At 72.4% G+C, this 20,311-nt stretch carries 19 protein-coding genes and 1 riboswitch; of the genes, 9 read left to right on the plus strand and 10 right to left on the minus strand.

Features of this window, described 5'->3' with window-relative positions:
- Positions 1 to 182 precede the first annotated feature (182 nt).
- From J7E91_RS09990 to thiO, 3 genes are all read right to left on the minus strand, one after another.
- Entirely contained in the window at positions 183 to 977 is a 795-nt protein-coding gene (locus J7E91_RS09990; RefSeq protein WP_214900983.1) for a thiazole synthase, read from the minus strand.
- A 3-nt stretch (positions 978 to 980) separates the two neighbouring features.
- Complete coding sequence (gene thiS, locus J7E91_RS09995) at positions 981 to 1,181, minus strand: sulfur carrier protein ThiS (protein WP_214900985.1); 201 nt, start codon at positions 1,179 to 1,181, stop codon at positions 981 to 983.
- Positions 1,178 to 2,404 carry a glycine oxidase ThiO gene (thiO, locus tag J7E91_RS10000; protein ID WP_214900987.1) on the minus strand — a complete coding sequence of 409 codons (1,227 nt, stop codon included), beginning with the start codon at positions 2,402 to 2,404 and terminating at the stop codon, positions 1,178 to 1,180. The genes thiS and thiO overlap by 4 nt, the downstream gene beginning before the upstream one ends.
- Positions 2,402 to 2,514, minus strand: a riboswitch (TPP riboswitch). (Overlaps the previous gene by 3 nt.)
- A 94-nt stretch (positions 2,515 to 2,608) precedes the next feature.
- Between thiO and J7E91_RS10005 the strand changes: the two genes are divergently transcribed.
- From J7E91_RS10005 to J7E91_RS10030, 6 genes are all read left to right on the plus strand, one after another.
- A complete protein-coding gene (locus tag J7E91_RS10005; protein WP_214900988.1) occupies positions 2,609 to 2,959 on the plus strand; it encodes a hypothetical protein in 351 nt (116 codons plus the stop codon).
- A 118-nt stretch (positions 2,960 to 3,077) separates the two neighbouring features.
- Complete coding sequence (locus tag J7E91_RS10010) at positions 3,078 to 4,244, plus strand: FAD-dependent oxidoreductase (protein WP_251015460.1); 1,167 nt, start codon at positions 3,078 to 3,080, stop codon at positions 4,242 to 4,244.
- 68 nt (positions 4,245 to 4,312) lie between these two features.
- Positions 4,313 to 4,678 (plus strand): Rv2175c family DNA-binding protein, encoded by a 366-nt coding sequence (locus tag J7E91_RS10015; RefSeq protein ID WP_028811436.1) that lies wholly within the window; start codon positions 4,313 to 4,315, stop codon positions 4,676 to 4,678.
- A gap of 77 nt (positions 4,679 to 4,755) precedes the next feature.
- On the plus strand, positions 4,756 to 5,448 hold the full coding sequence (gene thiE / locus J7E91_RS10020; RefSeq protein WP_214900990.1) for a thiamine phosphate synthase: 693 nt from the start codon (positions 4,756 to 4,758) through the stop codon (positions 5,446 to 5,448).
- Between the two features lie 110 nt (positions 5,449 to 5,558).
- Entirely contained in the window at positions 5,559 to 6,476 is a 918-nt protein-coding gene (gene metF / locus J7E91_RS10025; protein WP_214900991.1) for a methylenetetrahydrofolate reductase [NAD(P)H], read from the plus strand.
- 51 nt (positions 6,477 to 6,527) lie between these two features.
- Positions 6,528 to 7,355 (plus strand): hypothetical protein, encoded by an 828-nt coding sequence (locus tag J7E91_RS10030; RefSeq protein WP_214900992.1) that lies wholly within the window; start codon positions 6,528 to 6,530, stop codon positions 7,353 to 7,355.
- A gap of 63 nt (positions 7,356 to 7,418) precedes the next feature.
- On the opposite strand, the gene J7E91_RS10035 is transcribed toward J7E91_RS10030, so the two are convergent.
- The 4 genes from J7E91_RS10035 to J7E91_RS10050 all read right to left on the minus strand — a co-directional run bounded on the left by J7E91_RS10035 (position 7,419) and on the right by J7E91_RS10050 (position 12,903).
- Positions 7,419 to 8,927 carry an NAD(P)/FAD-dependent oxidoreductase gene (locus J7E91_RS10035; RefSeq protein WP_214900993.1) on the minus strand — a complete coding sequence of 503 codons (1,509 nt, stop codon included), beginning with the start codon at positions 8,925 to 8,927 and terminating at the stop codon, positions 7,419 to 7,421.
- 385 nt (positions 8,928 to 9,312) lie between these two features.
- Positions 9,313 to 9,924 (minus strand): TetR/AcrR family transcriptional regulator, encoded by a 612-nt coding sequence (locus tag J7E91_RS10040; RefSeq protein WP_214900995.1) that lies wholly within the window; start codon positions 9,922 to 9,924, stop codon positions 9,313 to 9,315.
- Positions 9,925 to 9,935: 11 nt separating this feature from the next.
- The gene (locus J7E91_RS10045; protein ID WP_214900997.1) at positions 9,936 to 12,104 is read right to left on the minus strand and encodes a YhgE/Pip family protein; all 2,169 of its coding nucleotides are present in this window, start codon (positions 12,102 to 12,104) and stop codon (positions 9,936 to 9,938) included.
- Complete coding sequence (locus J7E91_RS10050; RefSeq protein ID WP_214900999.1) at positions 12,076 to 12,903, minus strand: ATP-binding cassette domain-containing protein; 828 nt, start codon at positions 12,901 to 12,903, stop codon at positions 12,076 to 12,078. The genes J7E91_RS10045 and J7E91_RS10050 overlap by 29 nt, the downstream gene beginning before the upstream one ends.
- A gap of 151 nt (positions 12,904 to 13,054) precedes the next feature.
- On the opposite strand from J7E91_RS10050, the gene J7E91_RS10055 reads away from it, so the two are divergent.
- From J7E91_RS10055 to J7E91_RS10065, 3 genes are all read left to right on the plus strand, one after another.
- Complete coding sequence (locus J7E91_RS10055) at positions 13,055 to 13,531, plus strand: SAV_6107 family HEPN domain-containing protein (RefSeq protein ID WP_374224660.1); 477 nt, start codon at positions 13,055 to 13,057, stop codon at positions 13,529 to 13,531.
- Between the two features lie 103 nt (positions 13,532 to 13,634).
- The gene (locus tag J7E91_RS10060) at positions 13,635 to 14,405 is read left to right on the plus strand and encodes a bifunctional 2-polyprenyl-6-hydroxyphenol methylase/3-demethylubiquinol 3-O-methyltransferase UbiG (RefSeq protein WP_214901003.1); all 771 of its coding nucleotides are present in this window, start codon (positions 13,635 to 13,637) and stop codon (positions 14,403 to 14,405) included.
- 283 nt (positions 14,406 to 14,688) lie between these two features.
- Complete coding sequence (locus J7E91_RS10065; RefSeq protein WP_214901005.1) at positions 14,689 to 15,102, plus strand: DUF3040 domain-containing protein; 414 nt, start codon at positions 14,689 to 14,691, stop codon at positions 15,100 to 15,102.
- Between the two features lie 175 nt (positions 15,103 to 15,277).
- On the opposite strand, the gene J7E91_RS10070 is transcribed toward J7E91_RS10065, so the two are convergent.
- From J7E91_RS10070 to J7E91_RS10080, 3 genes are read right to left on the minus strand one after another with little or no spacing between them, the layout of a single operon-like run.
- Positions 15,278 to 17,821 carry a DUF3488 and transglutaminase-like domain-containing protein gene (locus J7E91_RS10070; protein WP_214901006.1) on the minus strand — a complete coding sequence of 848 codons (2,544 nt, stop codon included), beginning with the start codon at positions 17,819 to 17,821 and terminating at the stop codon, positions 15,278 to 15,280.
- Positions 17,818 to 19,251: a DUF58 domain-containing protein gene (locus tag J7E91_RS10075; RefSeq protein ID WP_214901008.1), complete on the minus strand. Its 1,434-nt coding sequence runs from the start codon at positions 19,249 to 19,251 to the stop codon at positions 17,818 to 17,820. The genes J7E91_RS10070 and J7E91_RS10075 overlap by 4 nt, the downstream gene beginning before the upstream one ends.
- On the minus strand, positions 19,251 to 20,285 hold the full coding sequence (locus J7E91_RS10080; RefSeq protein ID WP_214901010.1) for a MoxR family ATPase: 1,035 nt from the start codon (positions 20,283 to 20,285) through the stop codon (positions 19,251 to 19,253). The genes J7E91_RS10075 and J7E91_RS10080 overlap by 1 nt, the downstream gene beginning before the upstream one ends.
- Positions 20,286 to 20,311: the final 26 nt, after the last annotated feature.

Below are 20,311 nucleotides of genomic sequence, written 5' to 3' on the forward strand. Positions count from 1 at the left end.
GGGGCGCCTGTGGCGGGCCTGTTCCCCACCCCGCCCCTTCCCGAACCGGGGGCAAGCCCCCAGACCCCCGGACGCCCTACGGGCGTGTCCTCAAACGCCGGACGGGCTGGATTTGCCCGTTCAGCGGCACCATCCAGCCCCTCCGGCGTTTGAGGACCGGGGTCTGGGGCGGAGCCCCAGTTTCAGAACGCCGGGCGTTCCGGGTCCAGGGCCGCGCGGCCCGCCGCAGGCGAAGACGCCTCGGCGAAGTGCCGCCGGGGAATCCGCCCGGCCCGGTACGCCAGCCGCCCCGCCTCCACCCCGTGCCGCATCGCCTCAGCCATCAGCACCGGTTCCTGCGCCCGCGTCACCGCCGACGCCAGCATCACCGCCGCGCACCCCAGCTCCATCGCCAGCGTCGCGTCCGACGCCGTGCCCGCACCCGCGTCCAGAACGACCGGCACGCGCGCGTGCTCGACGATCAGCTGGAAGTTGTGCGGGTTACGGATGCCAAGACCGGATCCGATCGGCGACCCCAGCGGCATGATCGCCGCGCACCCCACATCCTCCAGCTTCCGCGCGAGCACCGGATCGTCGTTCGTGTACGGCAGCACAGTGAAGCCGTCGTCCACCAGCGTCTCCGCCGCGTCCAGCAGCTCGATCGGATCGGGCAGCAGCGTCCGCTCGTCGGCGACGACCTCGAGCTTCACCCAGTCCGTACCCAGCGCCTCCCGCGCGAGGCGCGCGGTCAGCACGGCCTCGCCCGCCGTGAAGCACCCCGCTGTGTTCGGCAGCACCCGGATGCCGAGCTTCTCCAGAACGGAGAGCACCGACCCCTGGACGCTCGGATCCAGCCGCCGCATCGCGACAGTCGTCAGTTCGGTCCCGGACGCGACCAGTGAACGTTCCAGTACGTCGAGGCTCGGCGCACCGCCCGTTCCCATGATCAGGCGCGACGAGAACGTGGCGTCGCCGATGGTCAGAAGGTCGTCGGCCATGGCTCAGCCTCCCTGGACTGCGGTGAGGACTTCGATGCGGTCGCCGTCGCCGAGCGCGGTGGAATCCCACTGACCGCGCGGTACGACGGTTTCGTTGAGGGCGGCGGCGACCCCCGAAGGGGCCCGCGTGAGGGTCGCGACGAGTGCGCCCAGCGTCGTACCGGCGACGACCTCGCGAGTCTCGCCGTTCACGGAGATGGTCATACGGGCTGCTCCTGCGGTACGGAGACGGGGGAGGTGGAGGAGACGGGAGAGGTGGGGGAGGTGGGGGAAGCGGGTGACGACGCAGGGGTCGGCGCGAAACGCAGTGGGCTGAACGGACGCGCCTCTTCCGGCAGCTCCCCGCCGGCCAGCACGTCAGCCATCGCATCGCCCGTGACCGGCGTGAGCAGCACCCCGTTGCGGTAGTGCCCAGTGGCCAGATGAAGCCCCGGCAGTGCGGTCGGCCCGAGCAGCGGCGCGTTGTCGGGGGAGCCGGGGCGCAGCCCCGCGCGGGTCTCCGTCAGCGGCAGTTCGGTGATCCCGGGCACCAGCTCGTGCGCGTCGCGCAGCAGCTCGTACACGCCGCCCGCCGTGACCGTCGTGTCCCAGCCGAGTTCCTCGCTGGTCGCGCCGACGACCAGCTCGCCGTTCTCGCGCGGCACGAGATACACGTGGCTGCCCCGCACCACCGCACGCACCGTCCGGCTCAGGAATGGCGCGTACGCGGGCGGCACGGCCAGCCGCAGCACCTGGCCCTTCACCGGCCGTACCGGCGGCAGCACCTCTTCCGGTACGCCGCCGAGCCTGCCACTGAGGCTTCCCGCCGCCAGCACCACCTGGCCTGCCGCGAGCTCCGTCCCGTCCGCCAGTACGGCCCCGGAGGCCCGTCCCCGTACCACTGAGAGCCGTTCGGCCCAGTCACGGTGCCAGACCACCCCGGCCCGCTCGCAGGCCGCCAGCAGGGCAGCGGCCAGCCGCCTCGGGTCGACCTGGTGGTCCCCGTCCACGCGCAGACCCCCGCGCACGCCCGGCGCGAGCATCGGCTCAAGACGGCGGCATTCGCGCCCCGTGAGCCACTCCGACTCCAGGCCGGAGCGGCGCTGGAGGGCGTGGAGTTCGCGCAGGTGGGCGCGGTCGTCCGTGTCGAGCGCGACGGCGAGTGTGCCGCAGGCGCGGTAGCCGGTGCCCTGCCCGCTCGCCGCTTCCAGCTCGGCGACGAACGCCGGGTAGCGCTCGGCGGACGCGAGATTGAGGCCGAGCAGCGTCTGCTCGCCGTAGTGCAGCTCGGTGACGGCGGCGAGCATTCCGGCCGCGACCCGCGCTGCACCGCCGCCCGGCTCCGGATCGGCGACAGCGACGCGCAAACCCCGCTGCGCGGCCCGCCACGCCGTGACCAGGCCGATGATTCCGCCCCCGACAACGAGGACGTCTGATGTACGCGACATGGGCGTCCAGCCCCTCCCTTCGCCGGCATGACCCGGATCAGGTTCGTACGGTCGGAGGCCGCCCAGCCTCCCTCTCAGCCCGGTACGCCCGGACTCCCGCGAGTGGTATGTCCTGCTGGGAGCCCGGTGATCTTTCCCCGGGCCGCAGCAGTACGGTGGCCACCCTAACGCCCGGCCCCAACGCGCTGTAAGGGAGCAATCGCTGTGGCCCGCTCGCTCGACGGACTCGTCCTCTCTCCGGTCGCCGACCAGGCACCCGGTCAGGTGGGGACCCGGACCCGGTTCACGTATCACGAGGACGACGGCCGGATCTGGGCCGAGTACGCGGGCGGCGACGTCGTACGCGGCCACCTCGTCGGCACGCGCGAGGGCGACGCGCTCGACTTCCGTTACGTCCAGCTCAAGCACGACGGCACCACCTCGTCGGGCCACTGCACGTCCACCGTCGTCGGCCTCCCCGACGGGCGCGTGCGGCTGGAGGAGACGTGGGCGTGGGAGTCCCAGGAAGGCAGTGGGACGAGCGTCGTCGAGGAGCTGCCGGCGGCGTTCCTGTGACGGTGTGTCAGAGATCTCCCCTTCGTGGCCTTGAGAGCGGCGGGACGTGCCGTCCTACAGTGACCGGGTGAGTGACCAGAGGCAGGCAGAGCGGCGCGTCGTCATCGTCGGCGCGGGAATGGCCGGCGTGCAGACCGCCGTGGCCCTGCGCGAGCAGGACTGGACCGGCTCCGTCACGCTGATCGGCGCCGAGCCGCATCAGCCGTACGACAGGCCGCCCCTGTCCAAGGCGGTGCTGCTCGGCACGGCCGAGGGGTCGGCCTTCGACGTCGATTTCGAGGCGCTCGGCATCGAACTCCACCTGGGGCGCGAAGTGACGGGCGCGCGCCCTGCGGCGCACGAGATCGACACCCCCTCGGGCCCCGTTCCGTACGACGTGCTGGTCGCCGCCACCGGTGCGCTGCCCATCACGCTGCCCGGCAGCGAGGGCGTTCAGGGGGTCCATCTCCTGCGCACCCTCGACGACGCGGCCCGGCTGCGGCCGGTGCTCGACCGGAAGCGCGACATCGTGGTCGTCGGGGCCGGCTGGATCGGGGCGGAGTTCGCCACGGCCGCCCGCGAGGCGGGCTGCGCGGTGACCGTCGTCGAGGCGGCGGACCGGCCGCTCGCGGGCACCATGCCCGCCGAGGTCGCCGCCCCCATGGCCGCCTGGTACGCCGAGAGCGGCGCCGAACTGCTCACCGGCGCGCCCGTCGCGCGGATCGAGCCCGGCACTGTCGTCCTCGCCGACGGACGGCGGCTCGCGGCCGGCGCGGTGGTCGTCGGCATCGGCGCCAGGCCCGCGACGGCCTGGCTCGCCGGCTCCGGCATCGCCCTCGGCCCCGACGGCTCCGTCACCGCCGACGCCCGCCTGCGCACCTCCCGGCCCGACGTGTACGCCGTCGGGGACTGCGCCTCCTTCCCCTCCGCCCGCTACGGCGAACGCCTGCTCGTCCACCACTGGGACAACGCGCTCCAGGGACCGCGCGCCGTCGCGGCGAACATCATCGGCGAGACACCGCAGGACTACGACCCGGTCCCGTACTTCTGGTCCGAGCAGTTCGGCCGCTTCGTGCAGTACGCGGGCCACCACACCGGCGCGGACACGACGGTGTGGCGCGGCGACCCGGCCGGCGCCGCCTGGTCGGTGTGCTGGCTGAGCAGCGAGGGGGCGCTCGTCGCGCTCCTCACCGTGGCCAGGCCGCGCGACCTCGCGCAGGGCCGCAGGCTCATCGCGTCGGGTGCCCGGCTGGACCCCGACCGGGCCGCCGATCCGTCCGTACCGCTCAAGTCGGCCACCCTTTAGGCGGTCACCGGGACCCGGACGGCAGGCCCCGACTACCGGCTGTCAGTCCAAGATGGCACGCTTGTCCCGTGACCGAGATTGACGCAAAGATCGATGCTCTCGTCCCCGCCTGGCTCAACCTCCCCGACATCGCGGAAAAGCTCGATGTCGAGGTGACGCGCGTCCGGCAGCTGGTCAAGGAAGGCCAGCTGATCGCCGTACGCCGCGGAGAGAACAGGGTGCTTCAGGTGCCTGCCGCCTTCATCGACGGCGACAAGGTGGTCAAGGGTCTCGCAGGGACCCTGACGCTCCTGAGGGACGACGGCTTCTCCGACGAAGAGATGCTCGAGTGGCTCTTCACTCCCGACCCGACCCTGCCGGGAACCCCCGCGCAGGCGTTGAGTGAGAATCGCGGCACGGAGGTGAAGCGGCGCGCCCAGGCGCTGGCCGTCTGACCTCAGCCGACACAACCGCACGCGGTGTGCGGGCCATCGCCGGCCCGCACACCGCCCACCAACGGGGGGACACCGCCATGCCCACGTCCGCGTCCACGTCCACGCACGCGTCCACGGACGGCGCCGCCGCGCGCGAGCGGCTCGCCGATGCCCGGCTGTACCTGTGCACGGACGCGCGCAAGCGACAGGGCGACCTCCCCGAGTTCCTGGACGCCGTCCTGTCCTCCGGCGTGGACATCGTGCAGCTGCGCGACAAGGGCATGGAGGCCGGCGAGGAGCTGGAGCACCTCCGGGTCTTCGACGACGCCTGCCGCAGGCACGGCAAGCTGCTCGCCGTGAACGACCGCGCCGACGTGGCCCACGCGAGCGGCGCGGGTGTGCTGCACCTGGGACAGGGCGACCTGCCCGTCCCGGCCGCTCGGGCGATCCTCGGCGCCGGCATCCTCGTCGGCCGCTCCACGCACGGCGAGTCCGAGGTCGACGCCGCCGTGGCCGAGCCCGGCGTGGACTACTTCTGCACGGGGCCCTGCTGGCCCACCCCCACCAAGCCCGGCCGGTACGCCCCGGGCCTCGGCCTCGTCCGGTACGCCGCCGGGCTGCGCCAGGACCGGCCGTGGTTCGCGATCGGCGGCATCGACGCGGGCAATCTCGACGAGGTGCTGGACGCGGGCGCCCGCAGGGTCGTGGTCGTCCGCGCGATCACCGAGGCCGACGACCCGGCCGCCGCCGCGGCGGCGCTGGCGAAGCGGGTCAGGGCGTACGCCGGATAACCGTCAACGACCGTCCACGGATTGTCCGATGGGTGGACAATAACCCGGCAATATGGACAAATTACCCGCTCCAGTGCGGGTCCTCGCTGAGCCCTGGTTAATCTGCGGGTATGGCCCTTGGCACCGCTTCGACCAGGACGGATCACGCACTCACCGTGCGTGATCTGCTCGCGACCGGCAAAACCTCGTACTCGTTCGAGTTCTTCGCGCCCAGGACCGAAAAGGGTGAGCGGAACCTCTGGAACGCGCTGCGCCGGGTCGAGGCAGTGGCCCCCAGCTTCGTCTCCGTGACGTACGGGGCAGGCGGATCCACCCGGGCCGGCACCGTCGGGGCCACCGAGCAGATCGCCTCCGACTCCACGCTCACCCCCGTCGCGCACCTCACGGCCGTGGACCACTCCGTCGCCGAACTGCGCAACATGATCGGCCAGTACGCGGACGCCGGGATCCGGAACATCCTCGCCGTGCGCGGAGACCCGCCCGGCGATCCGATGGGCGAGTGGGTGGAGCACCCGGAGGGTGTGCGGTACGCCGCCGACCTGGTCCGGCTCATCAAGGAGTCCGGCGACTTCTGCGTGGGCGTCGCGGCCTTCCCCGAGATGCACCCGCGCTCGACCGACTGGGACACCGACATCGCGCACTTCGTGGACAAGTGCCGCGCCGGCGCCGACTACGCGATCACGCAGATGTTCTTCGAGCCGGAGAGCTACCTGCGGCTGCGCGACCGGGTCGCGGCCGCCGGCTGTGAGACGCCGATCATCCCCGAAGTGATGCCGGTGACGGGTGTCAAACAGCTCGCCAGGCTGCCCCAGCTCAGCAACGCGCACTTCCCGCCCGCCGTGAAAGAGCGGATCCTCGCCGTCAAGGACGATCCGGCGGCTGTACGCTCCATTGGGATCGAGTTCGCCACGGAGTTCTGCGCGAGGCTGCTCTCCGAGGGAGTACCCGGATTGCACTTCATCACGCTCAACAACTCCACGGCGACGCTTGAGATCTACGAGAATCTCGGACTGCACGAGCAGTCCTGACCGGCCGTACCCGCCACCCTTCACGGCGGCGGCCGTAGGAGAGGGGCGGGCATGGGCTGGGCGGTCCTCTACATCGCGTTCGGAGTTGTCGCACTGTGGCTGCTCGGCGAAGTGCTGTTGCAGTACAAGGCGCGGCTGAGGTGGCGGCTGCTGGCCTTCGCCGGCTTCATGGGTGTGGTCCTCGGTGTGCTGATGCCGTCCGTGATCGTGATCGCGGGCGGCGCTGTCGCCTTCGCGGTCGGCCAGACGTACGTCACGCTGTCGTTCCGCCGCGGCTTCTCGACCGGCTGGGCGATCGGCGGCAAGCCGGGTGAGAGCCGCCGCCGCAAGCGCGGTGCGCGGCCCGTCGAGCAGGAGCCGACGCTGGAGGTGTCGGACCTCGAGTACGAGCCGGTGGCCCCACCGGAGCCGGTGTTCGCGGCGACGCAGCCGCTGCCGGACGAGACCGGGCAGTACGGCGTGTACGACGCGGCGGCGTACGCGGCCGGTCAGCAGCAGCCCCAGAGTGACGTGTTCGGCGCCGGCTACGACACGTACGACACCTACTCCGGCTACGACCAGCAGCCGAACCAGGAGACGTACACCGGCCAGTACGACTACTCGCCCGGCCAGCAGCAGTACGCCGCCTACTCGGACCCGTACATCGGCACCCAGCCGTATGGCACGCAGGAGTATGGCACGCAGCAGTACGGCACGCAGGAGTACGGCGGTCAGGACTACGGAGCCCAGCAGTACGGCAACGAGACACCGCCCGGCGGTGTGTGGGTCCCGCAGCAGCGCGACGGCGAGCAGCCCTTCGTCGGCACCGAGCAGCCGCCCCAGGAGCCGTACCAGAACGGCTACGACACCACCGGCTACAACGAGCAGTACCGCTACTGAACCTGACCTGACGGGCCCGTAACCCTCCAGCCCCAGCGCTCCAGCCCCAGCCCTCCTGCGCCCCTACTGCGAGCCCCGGAAGCCCTCTCCCTCGACGACGAGCCCCGCGACGAGAGCACCCGACATTCCGGCGTGCGCCAGTCCGCCGCCCGGATGCGCCCAGCCTCCGGCCAGCAGGAGGCCGGGCAGCCGCGTGCTGTTGCCCGGGTGCAGCAGACGGCCTCCGGCGCCCGCCAGCGAGGGCGCCGGCACGGAACCCCCCGGTGCGCCGGTCGCCTCCGCCGTGTCGGCCGGGGTGCGGACCTCGCGCCACAGCAGGCGCTCCCGCAGGTCCGGCACGGCCGCGAGGGCGGCCTCGGCCACCTTGTCGGCGTACCGGGCGACCAGTACTTCGTCCGTCCAGTCGACGGGCCCCTGCGGGGCGACGGTCGCCGTGAGCGTGACGGCCTCGTGCGCGTCGTCCGGGCGGGTCAGCGGGTCGTCGGGCCGCAGCACCGTGACGGTGGGGCGCTCGGCGTGCTCGCCGGCGAAAGCCGCCGACGCCTCCGCACCGGCGTCGGGGGAGTGGACCACCGTCCGGTGAGCGGTGCCGTCCCGGCGGCCGCCGTGCAGCGCGAGGAACACGGTGAGCCGGCTCGGGGGCACAGGTCCCGGGACGACGTCACCCGAGGCCCACACCTCGCGCCCGGGTGTCATACCGCCGAGCAGACGGGGGTCGCCCCCGAAGACCACCGAGTCGGCTTCGGCGACCGTGCCGTCGGCCAGCTCCACGCCCGCCGCGCGGCCGTCCTTCTCCGTGACCGCGACGACCTCGGCGCCGAAGGCGAACTCGACCTTCCGGGCCAGGCACCGTTCGTACAGCGCCCGCGCCAGCTCCCGCATCCCGCCGCGCACGTACCAGCTGCCGAAGGTCTGCTCCATGTACGGCAGGACGGCGGCGGCCGCGGGCGCGGTGCGCGGATCGAGTCCGTACGCCAGGGCGTAACTGTCCAGCAGGGCGGCCAGCCTGGGGTCCGCCAGCTCCCACGCGCCGATCTCCGCGACCGTGGCCGCCCGGCGGTCGCGCCGCAGCATCCTGCGCCGGGGCACCGAGGGGTACGGGTCACGGTCGAGCACCTGCCAGGCCGGGCGCAGGGGTTCTTCGAGCAGCGGCCGTCTGGTCCGGTCCCACGCGTCGCGGGCCCGGTTCAGGAATTCGCCCCAGCGCTCACCGGACCCCGCGCCGAGTGCCGCGTCCAGCGCGGAAACGACTCCGGCGCGCGAGGCGTTGGGCAGCGAGATATCCGTACCGTCGGCGAAGAGGTGGCGGCTCGCCGGGTCCACCGGGGCGAGCCCGACGCACTGCTCAAGGGATTCCTTGCCGGTCTTGGCGAACAGGTCCCGGTACACGGCGGGCAGGTGCAGCAGGCCCGGCCCCGTGTCGAAGACGAAGCCGTCCCGCTCGAACCTGCCCAGCGCGCCGCCGTACGTCGCCGCGCGCTCGTACACCGCCACGCGGTGGCCCGCGACGGCCAGCCGGGCGGCGGACGCCATCGCACCCATCCCGGAGCCGATCACCACAATCCGTGCCATGCCAGGGACTTTAGCCGCCGCCACTGACAGCCCGGCCGCGGCAGGGGGAGTACGGGCGCGGACGCGCTCGTCACCAGTCCCGTCCGGCGCGGCTGGGGTTGCGCACACAGGCGTGAGTATCCGTACCTAGTACCGGAGATGAGTAGCTGCGCGGATGGGCTCTCACCTGCGCAGACGGAAGAGTGGGGACCACGGAAGGGGCGCGGCGCCCGCACCGCCGACACGGGGCGGCGGAGCGGCGCGGCTCCCCTGCCGCAGCGGGGGTGTTACGGGGGTCGGGGGACCCGCGGGGGGCCCACGGGGGAGCACAAAAAGACGCCGGTCCGGCGGGGCTCGGGGGGATCGAGCCTCGCCGGACCGGCGTTTTCGCTGTGCCCGCGTTTCCCTAGCGGCGGCCGCTCACCCGGCCGTGCAGCAGCAGAGACAGCGCGGAGTGCACGTCGTCGATCGTCCGCTCCCGCTGGAACGCCTGCCAGTCGAGCGCCGCCACCAGCACCATGCCGACCAGGGCGGCCGCCGTCAGCGGAATGTCGATCTCCTTGCTGAGCTCGCCGTTCTCGACGCCCTCGCGCAGCACCGTCTCGACGACGGCGACAGCCTCCTGCCGCACCACCAGGAGGGTCGACTGCCAGGCCCTGTTGGTGCGCCACAGCTCCGCGACGTACAGCTGGGTGAAGGCCGGATAGCGGTCGATGAAGCCGAGACCGGCCCTGATCATCGCGTCGAGGGCCTCCACCTTGGTGCCTCCGCGCTCAGCCGTCTCGTCGGCCGCGGCCTGAAGGGATGCGGTGAGCAGTCCGACTCCGTGCCGCAGCAGCTCCTCGAAGAGCTCGGTCTTGCTCTTGAAGTTGTAGTAGACCGTGCCCTTGGCGACCCCGGCGCGCTCGGCGATCTCGTCCACCGTCGTCGAGGAGAAACCCTGCTCCGCGATGAGGGTGACGGCCGCCTCGTAGAGCTTCTGCCGGGTGACCTGGCGGCGCGTGCTGCTGCTGTCCATGGACATGATTCTCACAGGCTGAGCTCCGGGTGCAGACGGTCGAGCGTCCAGACCTGCTTGCGCCGGGCGGAGACAGCCGTCAGCGCCAGCGCCCCCGCGGTGAAGGCCAGGAGCACCGCGCTTCCCGTCCACACCGGCTCCAGACCGCCTCCGGTGATCAGCCGGCGCAGGCCCTCCACGACGTAACTCATCGGCAGGAACGGGTGGATGGCGTTGAAGAAGCCCGGACTGGTCTGTACGGGGTACGTGCCGCCCGCCGAGGTCAGCTGGAGCATCAGCAGGGCGAGGACCAGGATGCGGCCCGCGGCGCCGAAGCGTGCGTTCAGCCACTGCACGATCGCCGAGAAGCAGCCCGTCACCAGCACCAGGAAACCGACCGTTCCCGCGGCACGTTCCATCTGCAGGCCGAGGCCCCAGTGCAGTACGGACATGAGCGCGGCCACTTGCAGCACCCCGAGCGCCGCCACCGGCAGCCAGCCGGCGAGGGCGATCCGCCAGGCCGAGGCCCCGGCCGCGAGGGCGCGGCGGTTGAGCGGCTGGATCAGCATGTACGCCACCATCGCGCCGACCCACAGGGACAGCGGGATGAAGTACGGCGCGAAGCCGGTGCCGTAGTTGGGCGCCTTGTGCATCGACTGGGCGGCGAGCTGGACCGGATCGGCCATCACCTCGGTGCGCTCGTCGCGGTTCTTCTTGTCGTAGTCCGGGATCCGGCCGACGCCCTTGTGCAGGCCGCTGGCGAGTTCACCGGAGCCGTCGGCGAGCTTGATCAGGCCGCCGTTCAGCTCTCCGGCGCCCGACTGCAGCCTGCCCAGCCCGTTGTCGAGGTCGGTGGCGCCGGTGTTCAGCCTGCCGATGCCGCTGTCGAGGCTGACCGCACCGGCCTTCGCGGAGCCCAGGCCGGTAGTGAGCCTGGCGGCTCCTTGCGCGACCTTCTTGGCGCCACTGTTGAGCGCGTTGACCTGGCTGACGGCGGAGTCGAGGTCTTCGTCCAGGTGGGGAGCGCGCGCCGAGAGCTTGCGCGCCTCCTCCTGGAGCCTGGCCAGGTCCTTGTCGAGCCGGTTCAGGTCACCGCGCTGGTTCTTGACGAGATTGTTGACGTCCGCGGCGATGAGAGCCGCGTCCGCCGCGGCCTTGTCGGCCTTCTTCAGCTGCGGGCAGGCGGGGTCGTCGAGCGGCTGGTTCACACAGCGCGCCTCGTAGACGCTGTGCAGCTCGTCGGCGGCCACGCGCGAACCCTCGGCGGCGACGGGCGCGGTCTTCACGAGCGTGCCGAGGTTGTCACGGACGATCCGGGTGCTGTCGGCGACGAGCTTCGCCGTGTCCCCGATCGTCTTGCCGTTGTCCTTGAGGTACGGGCTGACCGATCCGGCGACGCCGTTGACCTTGTCGGCGAGCCTCTGCGTGCCGTCCGCGACCTTCTGCGCGCCGGTCTTCAGCTCACCCGACTTCGTGTGCAGCGTCTTCAGGCCGCCGGACAGTTCTCCGCTGCCCTTCTTGGCGTCCTTCAGCCCGTCGGCGAGCTGCTTCGAGCCGGCCTTGGCCTTGTTGAGGCCCCCCTTGAGGTCGCTGGAGCCCTTCTTCGCCTTTCCGATCCCGCCCTTGATGTCGTCGGCGCCCTTGGCCGCCTTCTGCGTGGAGTCATGGATGTCGGAGAAGGAGATGAAGATCTTGTCGAGGAACGAACGGGAGGCGTCCTTCGAAGCGGCCGTCCGCACCTCGGAGAAGACCGTTCGCGAGATCTGTCCGACGATGTAGTTGTTGGCGTCGTTCGTACGCACCTGGAGGGCGCTGGTCTCGGGAGCGTCTCCCGAGCTGGACGCGATCCGCTCGCTGAAGTCCTCCGGCATGGTGAGTGACAGGTAGTACGCGCCGTCCTCGACGCCCCTGCGGGCCTCGTCGTCGCTCACCTGGTGCCACTCGAAGACCTTGCTGTCGAGGAGCTTCCCGGTGATCTCGTCACCGGCGGCGATCTTCTTGCCGCCGGCGGTGGCGCCCTTGTCGTCGTTGACGAGTGCGACGGGTATCCGGTCGAGCCTGCTGTACGGGTCCCAGAAGGAGCACAGGTACAGCGCCCCGTACAGCAGCGGGAGCAGCAGCAGCGCCACGAGCGCGGCGCGCGGCAGCCTCCCCCTGCCGAACCGCTTCAGCTCAAGCGCGGCCAGCTTCGGCGATCGCATCGTCCGCCCCCTCTTCGGTGATCTCGGTCTCGGTTTCGGTGTCTGAGCCGTCGGTGCCGTCGCTGCCGTCGCTGCCGTCGGTTCCGGTGGTGCCGTCGGTCCCGGTGGTGATCCGCAGCGCGTCGTCCGGCGCTTCGCTGCACACCGCGACGACGGTCGTCCCCGCTCGCGCGACGGAACGCAGCAGCTCCCAGGCGAGTACGCGTTCGGCGTCGGAGAGCTTGAGGTCCAGGTCGTCCACGGCGAGCAGCCGGGGCTCGCCCATCAGGGCCAGTCCGACGGACAGGCGAAGCGCCTCAAGCCGTTCCAGATCCCGTACGGACGTACGCGCCCCCTTGGGTAGCGTGTCCAGGTCCAGGCCGACGGCGTCGAGCGCGGTGTCGATCCTGGCCCGCGCTGCGGCCGCGCGCTCGGCGCGGGGCCGCAGCAGCGCGCGCAGCGAGCCGTCGAAGCGGCGCTGCAGGAGCGCGCGCTCCCGCAGGTGCTCGGCGACCGTGAAGGCCGGGTCGAGCTCACTGACGCCGGTGACGGGCCCGAGTGCGCTCATGGCGCGTACGGCGGCCATCTTCTTCGGCAGGCGCAGGCCGCCGATCTCCGCGTGGCCCTCGGTGGCGCGCATGCGGCCGGTGAGGGCGAGCAGGAGACAGGTCCGCCCGGAGCCGGACGGACCCTCGACCGTGATGAGCGTGCCGGGCTCCGCCGCGACGCTCACGCCGCGGAACGCCCACCCGCGCGGGCCCTTCAGTCCGAAACCTTCCGCGGTAACAGCTGCTCCGTGCGTGCTGCTCGGGCTGTCCACGAGCCTCCCCTTTTTAAACTGACCAGTCAGTGCAAAAGCTAACCCGAACCTGCGATCGAAGCAAAAGGCCAGGTCAGCGCGATTGTCAGTGGTGGCCTTCACGATGGACACATACGGCTACGGAGCCGTCACGCGACGAAGGAGGTTCGTCATGGCTCGTACGTCCTCAGACGTCCACCCGGTGCTGCGCAAGGCGGGTGCGCCGCCCGCAGCCCTCGACCTGCTCGCCCAGGCCCGCAGCGGCCTTGACGAGGCCGCGGACCTCGAAGTGCCGAACGAGCGGTACGCCACGGCCCACCTCGCCGCCCTGCGGACCGCCGCCGCCGTCCTCGCGGCCCGGGGCCGGCCGGAGGCCACCGCGTCCCGCCGCCGGCGGATCCGCAGCGCCTGGGAGGTCCTCCCGGAGATCGCGCCGGAACTGACCGAGTGGAGCGTCCTGTTCGCCTCGGGCGCCCGTCGCCGGGCGCTCGCCGAGGCGGGCATACAGGGAGCGGCGAGCACCCGGGACGCCGACGACCTGCTGCGCGACGCCGCGATGTTCCTGCGCCTGGTCGAGCGGCTGCTCGTACTCGATCCGGTGCTGCCCCAGCCCCGGATCGCGGGTACGGACCGCTCGGACGCGGGATGACAGGACCGGTTCGCGGAGGCAATAGGGTGGGAAGGGCGTTCATCGCCCGCACCGTTCACCGCCCCGCCGTCCGCGGCGGCACCGCGCCGAGGAGTCAACTGCCGTGTCGGACCCGATGCGCCCCCGCGCCTCCCTCCGTACCGCCGTGGTCTGGGAGGTCCTCAGGGACGCCCTGGACCGCAAGGTCAAGGCGGCAGGGAGCGACGCCCTGGACGTTCTCGACACCGGCGGTGGCACGGGCAACTTCGCGGTGCCCGTCGCCCGTCTCGGCCACCGCGTCACCGTCGTCGACCCCAGCCCCAACGCCCTGTTCGCGCTGGAGCGCCGGGCCGCCGAGGCAGGCGTCGCCGACCGTGTGCGCGGCGTGCAGGGCGACATCCACGGCCTCTTCGACGTGGTCGAGCGCGGCGGCTACGACGCAGTCCTGTGCCACGGCGTCCTCGAGTACGTCGACGACCCGGCCGAGGGCGTGCGCAACGCCGTCGACGCCCTGCGCCCCTCCGGCACCCTCAGCCTGCTCGCCGCGGGCCTCGGCGGCGCGGTCCTGGCCAGGGCCCTCGCCGGGCACTTCACCGAGGCCAGGCAGGCCCTCACCGACCCGGCGGGCCGCTGGGGCGAGGGTGACCCGGTGCCGCGGCGCTTCACCGCCGATCAGCTCACCGAACTCGTCGGCAAGGCCGGCGTCGAGGTCGGCGCCGTCCACGGCGTACGGGTCTTCGCCGACCTCGTACCCGGCGCCCTGGTGGACACCGAGCCGGGCGCCCTCGACGCCCTGCTCAGGCTGGAGGCCGCGGCGGCCGAGCTGCCCGCCTTCCACTCCGTCGCGACCCAGCTGCACGTCCTGGGCGAGAAGCGGGAGCCCGGCGAGCGCTGAGGAACCCGTCCCACGGGGCGCGAAATGCGGCTGATCAGCAACGCAGTGGCACATGGAGTCCGCCACAGGCCCCCCGATCGGCCGCCTTGCCCCGTATGATCGGAGCACACCGTGCGCATGGCGGATCGGCCAATGGGGAATGGACACCTCAGGCAACCGAGACGGCATGGCGGCCCGGATTGTGAATTGGCGTAGAGGGCGGGTTTCACGGGGGCGATTCCCTGCCTATTCTGAAAGGGCCGCAAACGGTCGCCCCCCGCGACCGACGAGTAGGAGGACTCCCGTGCCGCTCTCGGAGCACGAGCAGCGAATGCTCGAGCAGATGGAGCGAGCGCTGTACGCCGAAGATCCCAAGTTCGCGACAGCGCTTGAGGGAAGCGGGCTGCGTACGTACACCCGGCGACGGGTTTACCAGGCAGTCGCAGGCTTTCTGGTGGGTATCGCGCTCCTCATGGCCGGAATGGTCGCACAGCAGATCTGGGTCAGCGTGGTGGGCTTCCTTGTGATGCTCGGCTGCGCGGTGCTCGCGGTCACCGGCTGGCGCAAGGCCCCGAAGCCGGGTGAGCAACCAGCTCCCGGTACCGGTACCGGTACCGGCGGTGCGGCTGCTCGCAGCCGGCCCCGGCAGCGACGGTCGGTCATGGACCGTATCGAGCAGCGGTGGCAGCGCCGCCGCGACGAGGGCCAAGGACACTGACACCGGCCCGCGCTCGCTGACCGGACACCGGCCTGACCGGACACTGGTCGATCGCATCCAACACTTGCTTGCGGAGTGAGGGGTGACCGCTTCCACGCGGTCACCCCTCACTCCGTTTCTGGTGTCGCCCCGTCTCCCGTGCCTGTCTCCGTGCCCGGTCTCCGTGCCCCGTCCGTCAGCCGCGCTGCCGGGACGGACGGCGTCGCAGGGAGTCCGCCCACCGCTCCCAGTTCCAGCGGCTCGCACCCCACCGGTTCGTCACGGCGGCCCAGCGCGCCGACAGGGCCCAGACCACCCGGACAGCCGAGCGCGGTGCGAGAACCGCCCGCAGACGCGCGCCCCGCCCCGCCGCGGCCCGCAGACCCGCCCGTACCAGCCGCGCCTCGTCGGCCAGGCTGCCCGAGACGGCCGGCCGCGGGGCGTAGAGCACCTGCTCCACGGCGCCCGCCGCCCGGTGCACCGCCTCCGCCGGCGCCCCTTCGAGCCCGCCGAGGCGCACGACCCGCGCGGCGGCCTTGCGCGGCGTCTGCGACTCGTCCGGCGCGATGCCGTAGTCCCACGCCGAGTCGGTGATCTCACGCCATCCGGCGAGCGTACGGGCAGCCAGGTCCGCAGGCGTGCGGCCCCCCGACGCCGGCCGGCCGGCGAGCGTGAGGGCAGCCCCGCCTGCCGGCGTGCGGCCCCCGGAACTCTCCTCGGCAGCGAGCGGAAGAGCGGCCTGCCCCGTGGGCCCGAGCCCCCTGGAGCCCAGCCGCCGCGCACGGACCCGGATCCGCCAGAGCAGCGGCAGGAGAAGCAACAGCACCACGAGCATCACGCCCAGCGTCACCCACAGCACCGTACCGAGCGGGAACCCCGTGTCGGTGGGCCCGGCCCCGCCCTGTTGCGCGGCGGTGCCGCACTCACCCTGCCTCCGCATCTGCGGCGGGCAGCTGTCCGTGACACTGGGCGCCGCCGACGGTGCGTCCGACGTGCTCGGCTGCGCCTGCGCGGGGCCGGACGCGCTGTCGGACGGTGTCTGGTCGCGGGTGTAGTCCGGCACCGAGCCACGGGTCGGCGTGGGCTCGAACCGCGTCCACCCCACGCCCTCGAAGTACAGCTCGGGCCAGGCGTGCGCATCGCGCAGACCGACCGACATGGTGCCGTCGGGCTGCGCGGCGCCGGGCGTGAAGCCCACCGCCACCCGCGCCGGGATCCCGAGCGTCCTCGCCATCGCGGCCATCGAGAACGAGAAGTGGACGCAGAAGCCCTCCTTGTCCCTGAGGAAGCGGGTGATCGCGGCCGTACCGCTGCCCGACCGCACCTGCGTGTCGTACGTGAAGCCACCCTCCGAGGCGAACCAGTCCTGGAGCGCGACAGCCCGCTCGTAGTCGTTCGAGGCATCCTTGGTGATCCGGCGCGCGGTCGACCCGACCACCTCGGGCAGCGAACCGGGGACCTTGGTGTACTCGCGCAGCAGACGGGCCGGCGGCGTGGTGGCCGCGGCCAGCTGCTCGGCGGTCGGCTGCACTATCAGGCTGCCGGCCGTGTAGCGCACACCCTGGGTGGTCTGGCCCCGGTCGCCGACGAGGGTGCGGCCGGCCGGTTCGTAACGCCAGCGGCCGCCGATGTCCACCTGCGTCGCCGGGTAGGGGAGCGGCAGATAGCTCTGCGCGTACCAGCCGGCGGCCGAGACGCTGGAGTTGATCTCGGTCGTACGGACGCCCGGGCCGAGCCCCTGCGGGCGCGGCAACCGGTTCGGTACGTCCTCGATCCGGCGCTCGGACGACTTCCAGGCGGCGCCGTCGAACTGGTCCAGCGCGACGATCCGCAGATAGAGATCCTCCGTGCTGTCCGTGTTCGTGCGGTACCGCAGCACCTCGCGGTCCTCGGGCTGGTTGAGGCTGTTCTGGAGCGACACCAGCGGATTGACCGCGGAAATGGTGCCGCCGCCGGAGCCACCGCCGCCCCCGGCGCGTGTGCCGCTGAGCAGCCCGCCGTCCAGGGCGGGCAGCGAGGCGGGGACGACAAGGGCGATGCCCAGCGCGAGTACGCCGATGCGCCGGCCCGTACGGACGGGGGCCAGCGCCGAGCCGCCCGCCGTCTCGAACCCGGCGGCCGCCGTACGCCCACCGGCGCGTGGCGCTCCGCCGAAGACGCGGCCCCACTGGGAGAGCCGGTCCCGGCCCTCGGCCAGCAGAAGCAGCAGGTAGCCGGAGGCCGCCAGCAGGAACCACAGCCAGCTCGCGCCGCCGGGCGAAAGCCCCGCGGCCACGGAGTAGAGCGCGAGCAGCGGCAGCCCGGCCGGGGCGGCGCTGCGGAACGTCACCGCGATCGCGTCCACCGCCAGGCCGATCAGCAGCACACCGCCGACCAGCATCAGCCTGATGCCCTCGGTCGCCGGCGCCGGGATGGCGTACCGCCCGACCTCCTTGGCTCCCGTCGTCAGCAACCGCGCGAACTCCTGGAACGCCTCGGGCCCCGGCAGCACCCCGCCGATCGCCGACTCCCTGGCGAACACCACGGTCAGCATCACCAGCGCCACCAGGGCCTGGACCGCCACGGTCAGCGCCCGGGCCAGCGGCACCCGCCGGGCGAGCGCTCCGACCCCCGCCTGGATCACCACCAGCAGTGCGGCCGTCAGGAACCAGGACGTCTTGCCGACCAGCGGCAGCAGGGCACCCGCCGCCATCAGCGTGGCCGCCGTGGCGCACAGCGCCAGCCGTCCGCGACCGCTCATGACCAACCCCCCGTTGTGCCTGCCGCGCCGCCGGCGGGCGAGACTCCCGAGCCGGTGCGCTGTCGTTCGGCCATCCGCCACAGGTCGGCGAGCGGCATACCGGGCGGCACGGTCAGCACCGTCCATCCCGCCTCGCGCAGCGGCCGGACCCGTTCCTCGGCCGCGGCCGGCACGCGCGCCATGAGGCCCGCCGCGTCCACGGCCAGGCCCTGCCCGGGCGCCTTCCCCAGCGTCCAGGTCTCGCTGTCCAGTACGAAGGCGACGGCGGCCCCGCTGCGTTGCCGCATACGCGCCGCCACGGCCGCCTGATCCTCGTCGAGGTCGCCGAAGAAGGCGACGAGGAGCCCTTCGTTGCCGCCGCGCAGCACGTCGTACGACGCGGAGAGCCCCGCGCTGTCCGAGTGCCCGACCACGGCGAGCGTGTCCATCATCAGTCCGGCGGAGTCGGCCGTCTCCTGGGTGGCCCCGGCGAAGCCGCCCGAGCCCTCACCGGGCACCGAGTTCCCGGTGTCCGTCAACAGCCGTACCGAGAAGCCCCGTTCGAGCATGTGCACCAGCGCGGAAGCCGCCCCCGACACCGCCCACTCGAAGGCCGAGTCGGGACCCGCCCCCTGGTACGCGACCCGCCGGGTGTCGAGCAGCACCGTGCACCTGGCGCGCTGCGGCTGCTCCTCGCGGCGCACCATCAGCTCGCCGTAGCGCGCGGTGGAGCGCCAGTGCACGCGGCGCAGGTCGTCGCCGTGCCGGTAGCCGCGCGGGATCACGTCGTCCTCGCCGGCCAGCGCGAGCGAGCGGTTGCGCCCGTCGCCGTACCCCGACGCCTCGCCGGTCATCCGCACGGCGGGCAGTGCCTCGACGCGCGGGATCACGGTCAGGGTGTCGTACGCGCTGAAGGAGCGGGTCAGCTCGCACATGCCGAAGGGGTCCGTCAGGCGCAGCTGGAGCGGGCCGAGCGGGTAGCGCCCGCGCAGATCCGAGCGGACCCGGTACGACACTTCGCGCCGGCCGCCCGCCTCCACCCGGTCCAGGACGAACCGGGGGCGCGGCCCGAGGACGTACGGCACCCGGTCCTGGAGCATCAGCAGACCGGTGGGCAGCCGCGAGACGTTGTCCATCCGCAGATGCACGCGCGCCTCCGAGCCCGTCGCCGCGCGGGACGGCGTCAGCCGCCTGCTGCCCGCGACCCGGTAACGCGTGCGGTACAGCACGGCCACGCAGACCAGCGGCAGCACGGCGAGCAGCAGCCCGACCCGCAGCAGGTCGCCCTGCCCCAGGACGTACGCGCAGACCGCGGCGGCCACGCCCGCCGCCAGGAACGACCGGCCGCGGGTGGTCAGCCCCGACATCGCGGCCCGCAGACCGCCTTTGTCGTCGTCACTGTCCCCGCCACCGTCGCCCGCGGCGCCCGCGGCGGGCCCCCCGGCCGCCATCACAGTCGCCGTACGCCGGGCTGCTGAGCGCCGTACACCGGGGCAGCGGCGGGCGGAGCCGTCCTGCGCTCCGCCGTCGGTACGGCGGTGCGCCGGAGGATGTCCAGTACGACCTGCTCGGAAGTACGCCGGTTCAGCTGGGCTTGGGCCGTCGGCAGCAGCCGGTGCGCGAGCACCGCCACCGCGAGCGCCTGTACGTCGTCGGGCAGCGCGTAGTCGCGCCCGCTCAGCGCGGCGGACGCCTTGGCGGCCCGCAGCAGATGCAGCGTGGCACGCGGCGAGGCGCCGAGCCGCAGGTCGGGGTGGCCGCGGGTGGCCGATACCAGCTCCACGGCGTACCGCCGTACCGCGTCGGCCACATGCACCGTGCGGACCGCGTCGATCAGTTTCAGGATCTCGTGGGCGTGCGCCACCGGCTGGAGGTCGTCGAGCGGCGACGCCGCGCCGTGCACGTCCAGCATCTGGAGCTCGGCCTCGGCGCTCGGGTAGCCGATGGAGACCCGCGCCATGAAGCGGTCGCGCTGGGCCTCGGGCAGCGGGTACGTGCCCTCCATCTCCACCGGGTTCTGCGTGGCGACCACCATGAAGGGCGACGGCAGCTCGTACGTCTGCCCGTCGATCGTGACCTGACGCTCCTCCATCGACTCCAGCAGCGCGGACTGGGTCTTCGGCGAGGCGCGGTTGATCTCGTCACCGATCACGATCTGGGCGAAGATCGCTCCCGGCTTGAACTCGAAGTCGCGTCGCTGCTGGTCGTAGATGCTCACGCCGGTGATGTCCGAAGGCAGCAGGTCGGGCGTGAACTGAATACGCCGGACCGAGCAGTCGATGGATCTGGCGAGCGCCTTGGCGAGCATCGTCTTGCCCACGCCCGGCACGTCTTCGATCAGCAGGTGCCCCTCGGCGAGGAGCACGGTCAGCGAAAGCCGTACGACCTCCGGCTTGCCCTCGATCACACCCTCCACCGACCTGCGGACACGCTCCGCTGTGGTGGTCAGATCTGTGAGGCTCGCTCGATCGTCATAGGTCGTCACCCCGGCCCTCCTAGCCCGTTCAACGG

The organism is Streptomyces sp. ISL-99 (assembly GCF_018614005.1).
GTDB lineage: Bacteria > Actinomycetota > Actinomycetes > Streptomycetales > Streptomycetaceae > Streptomyces > Streptomyces flavidovirens.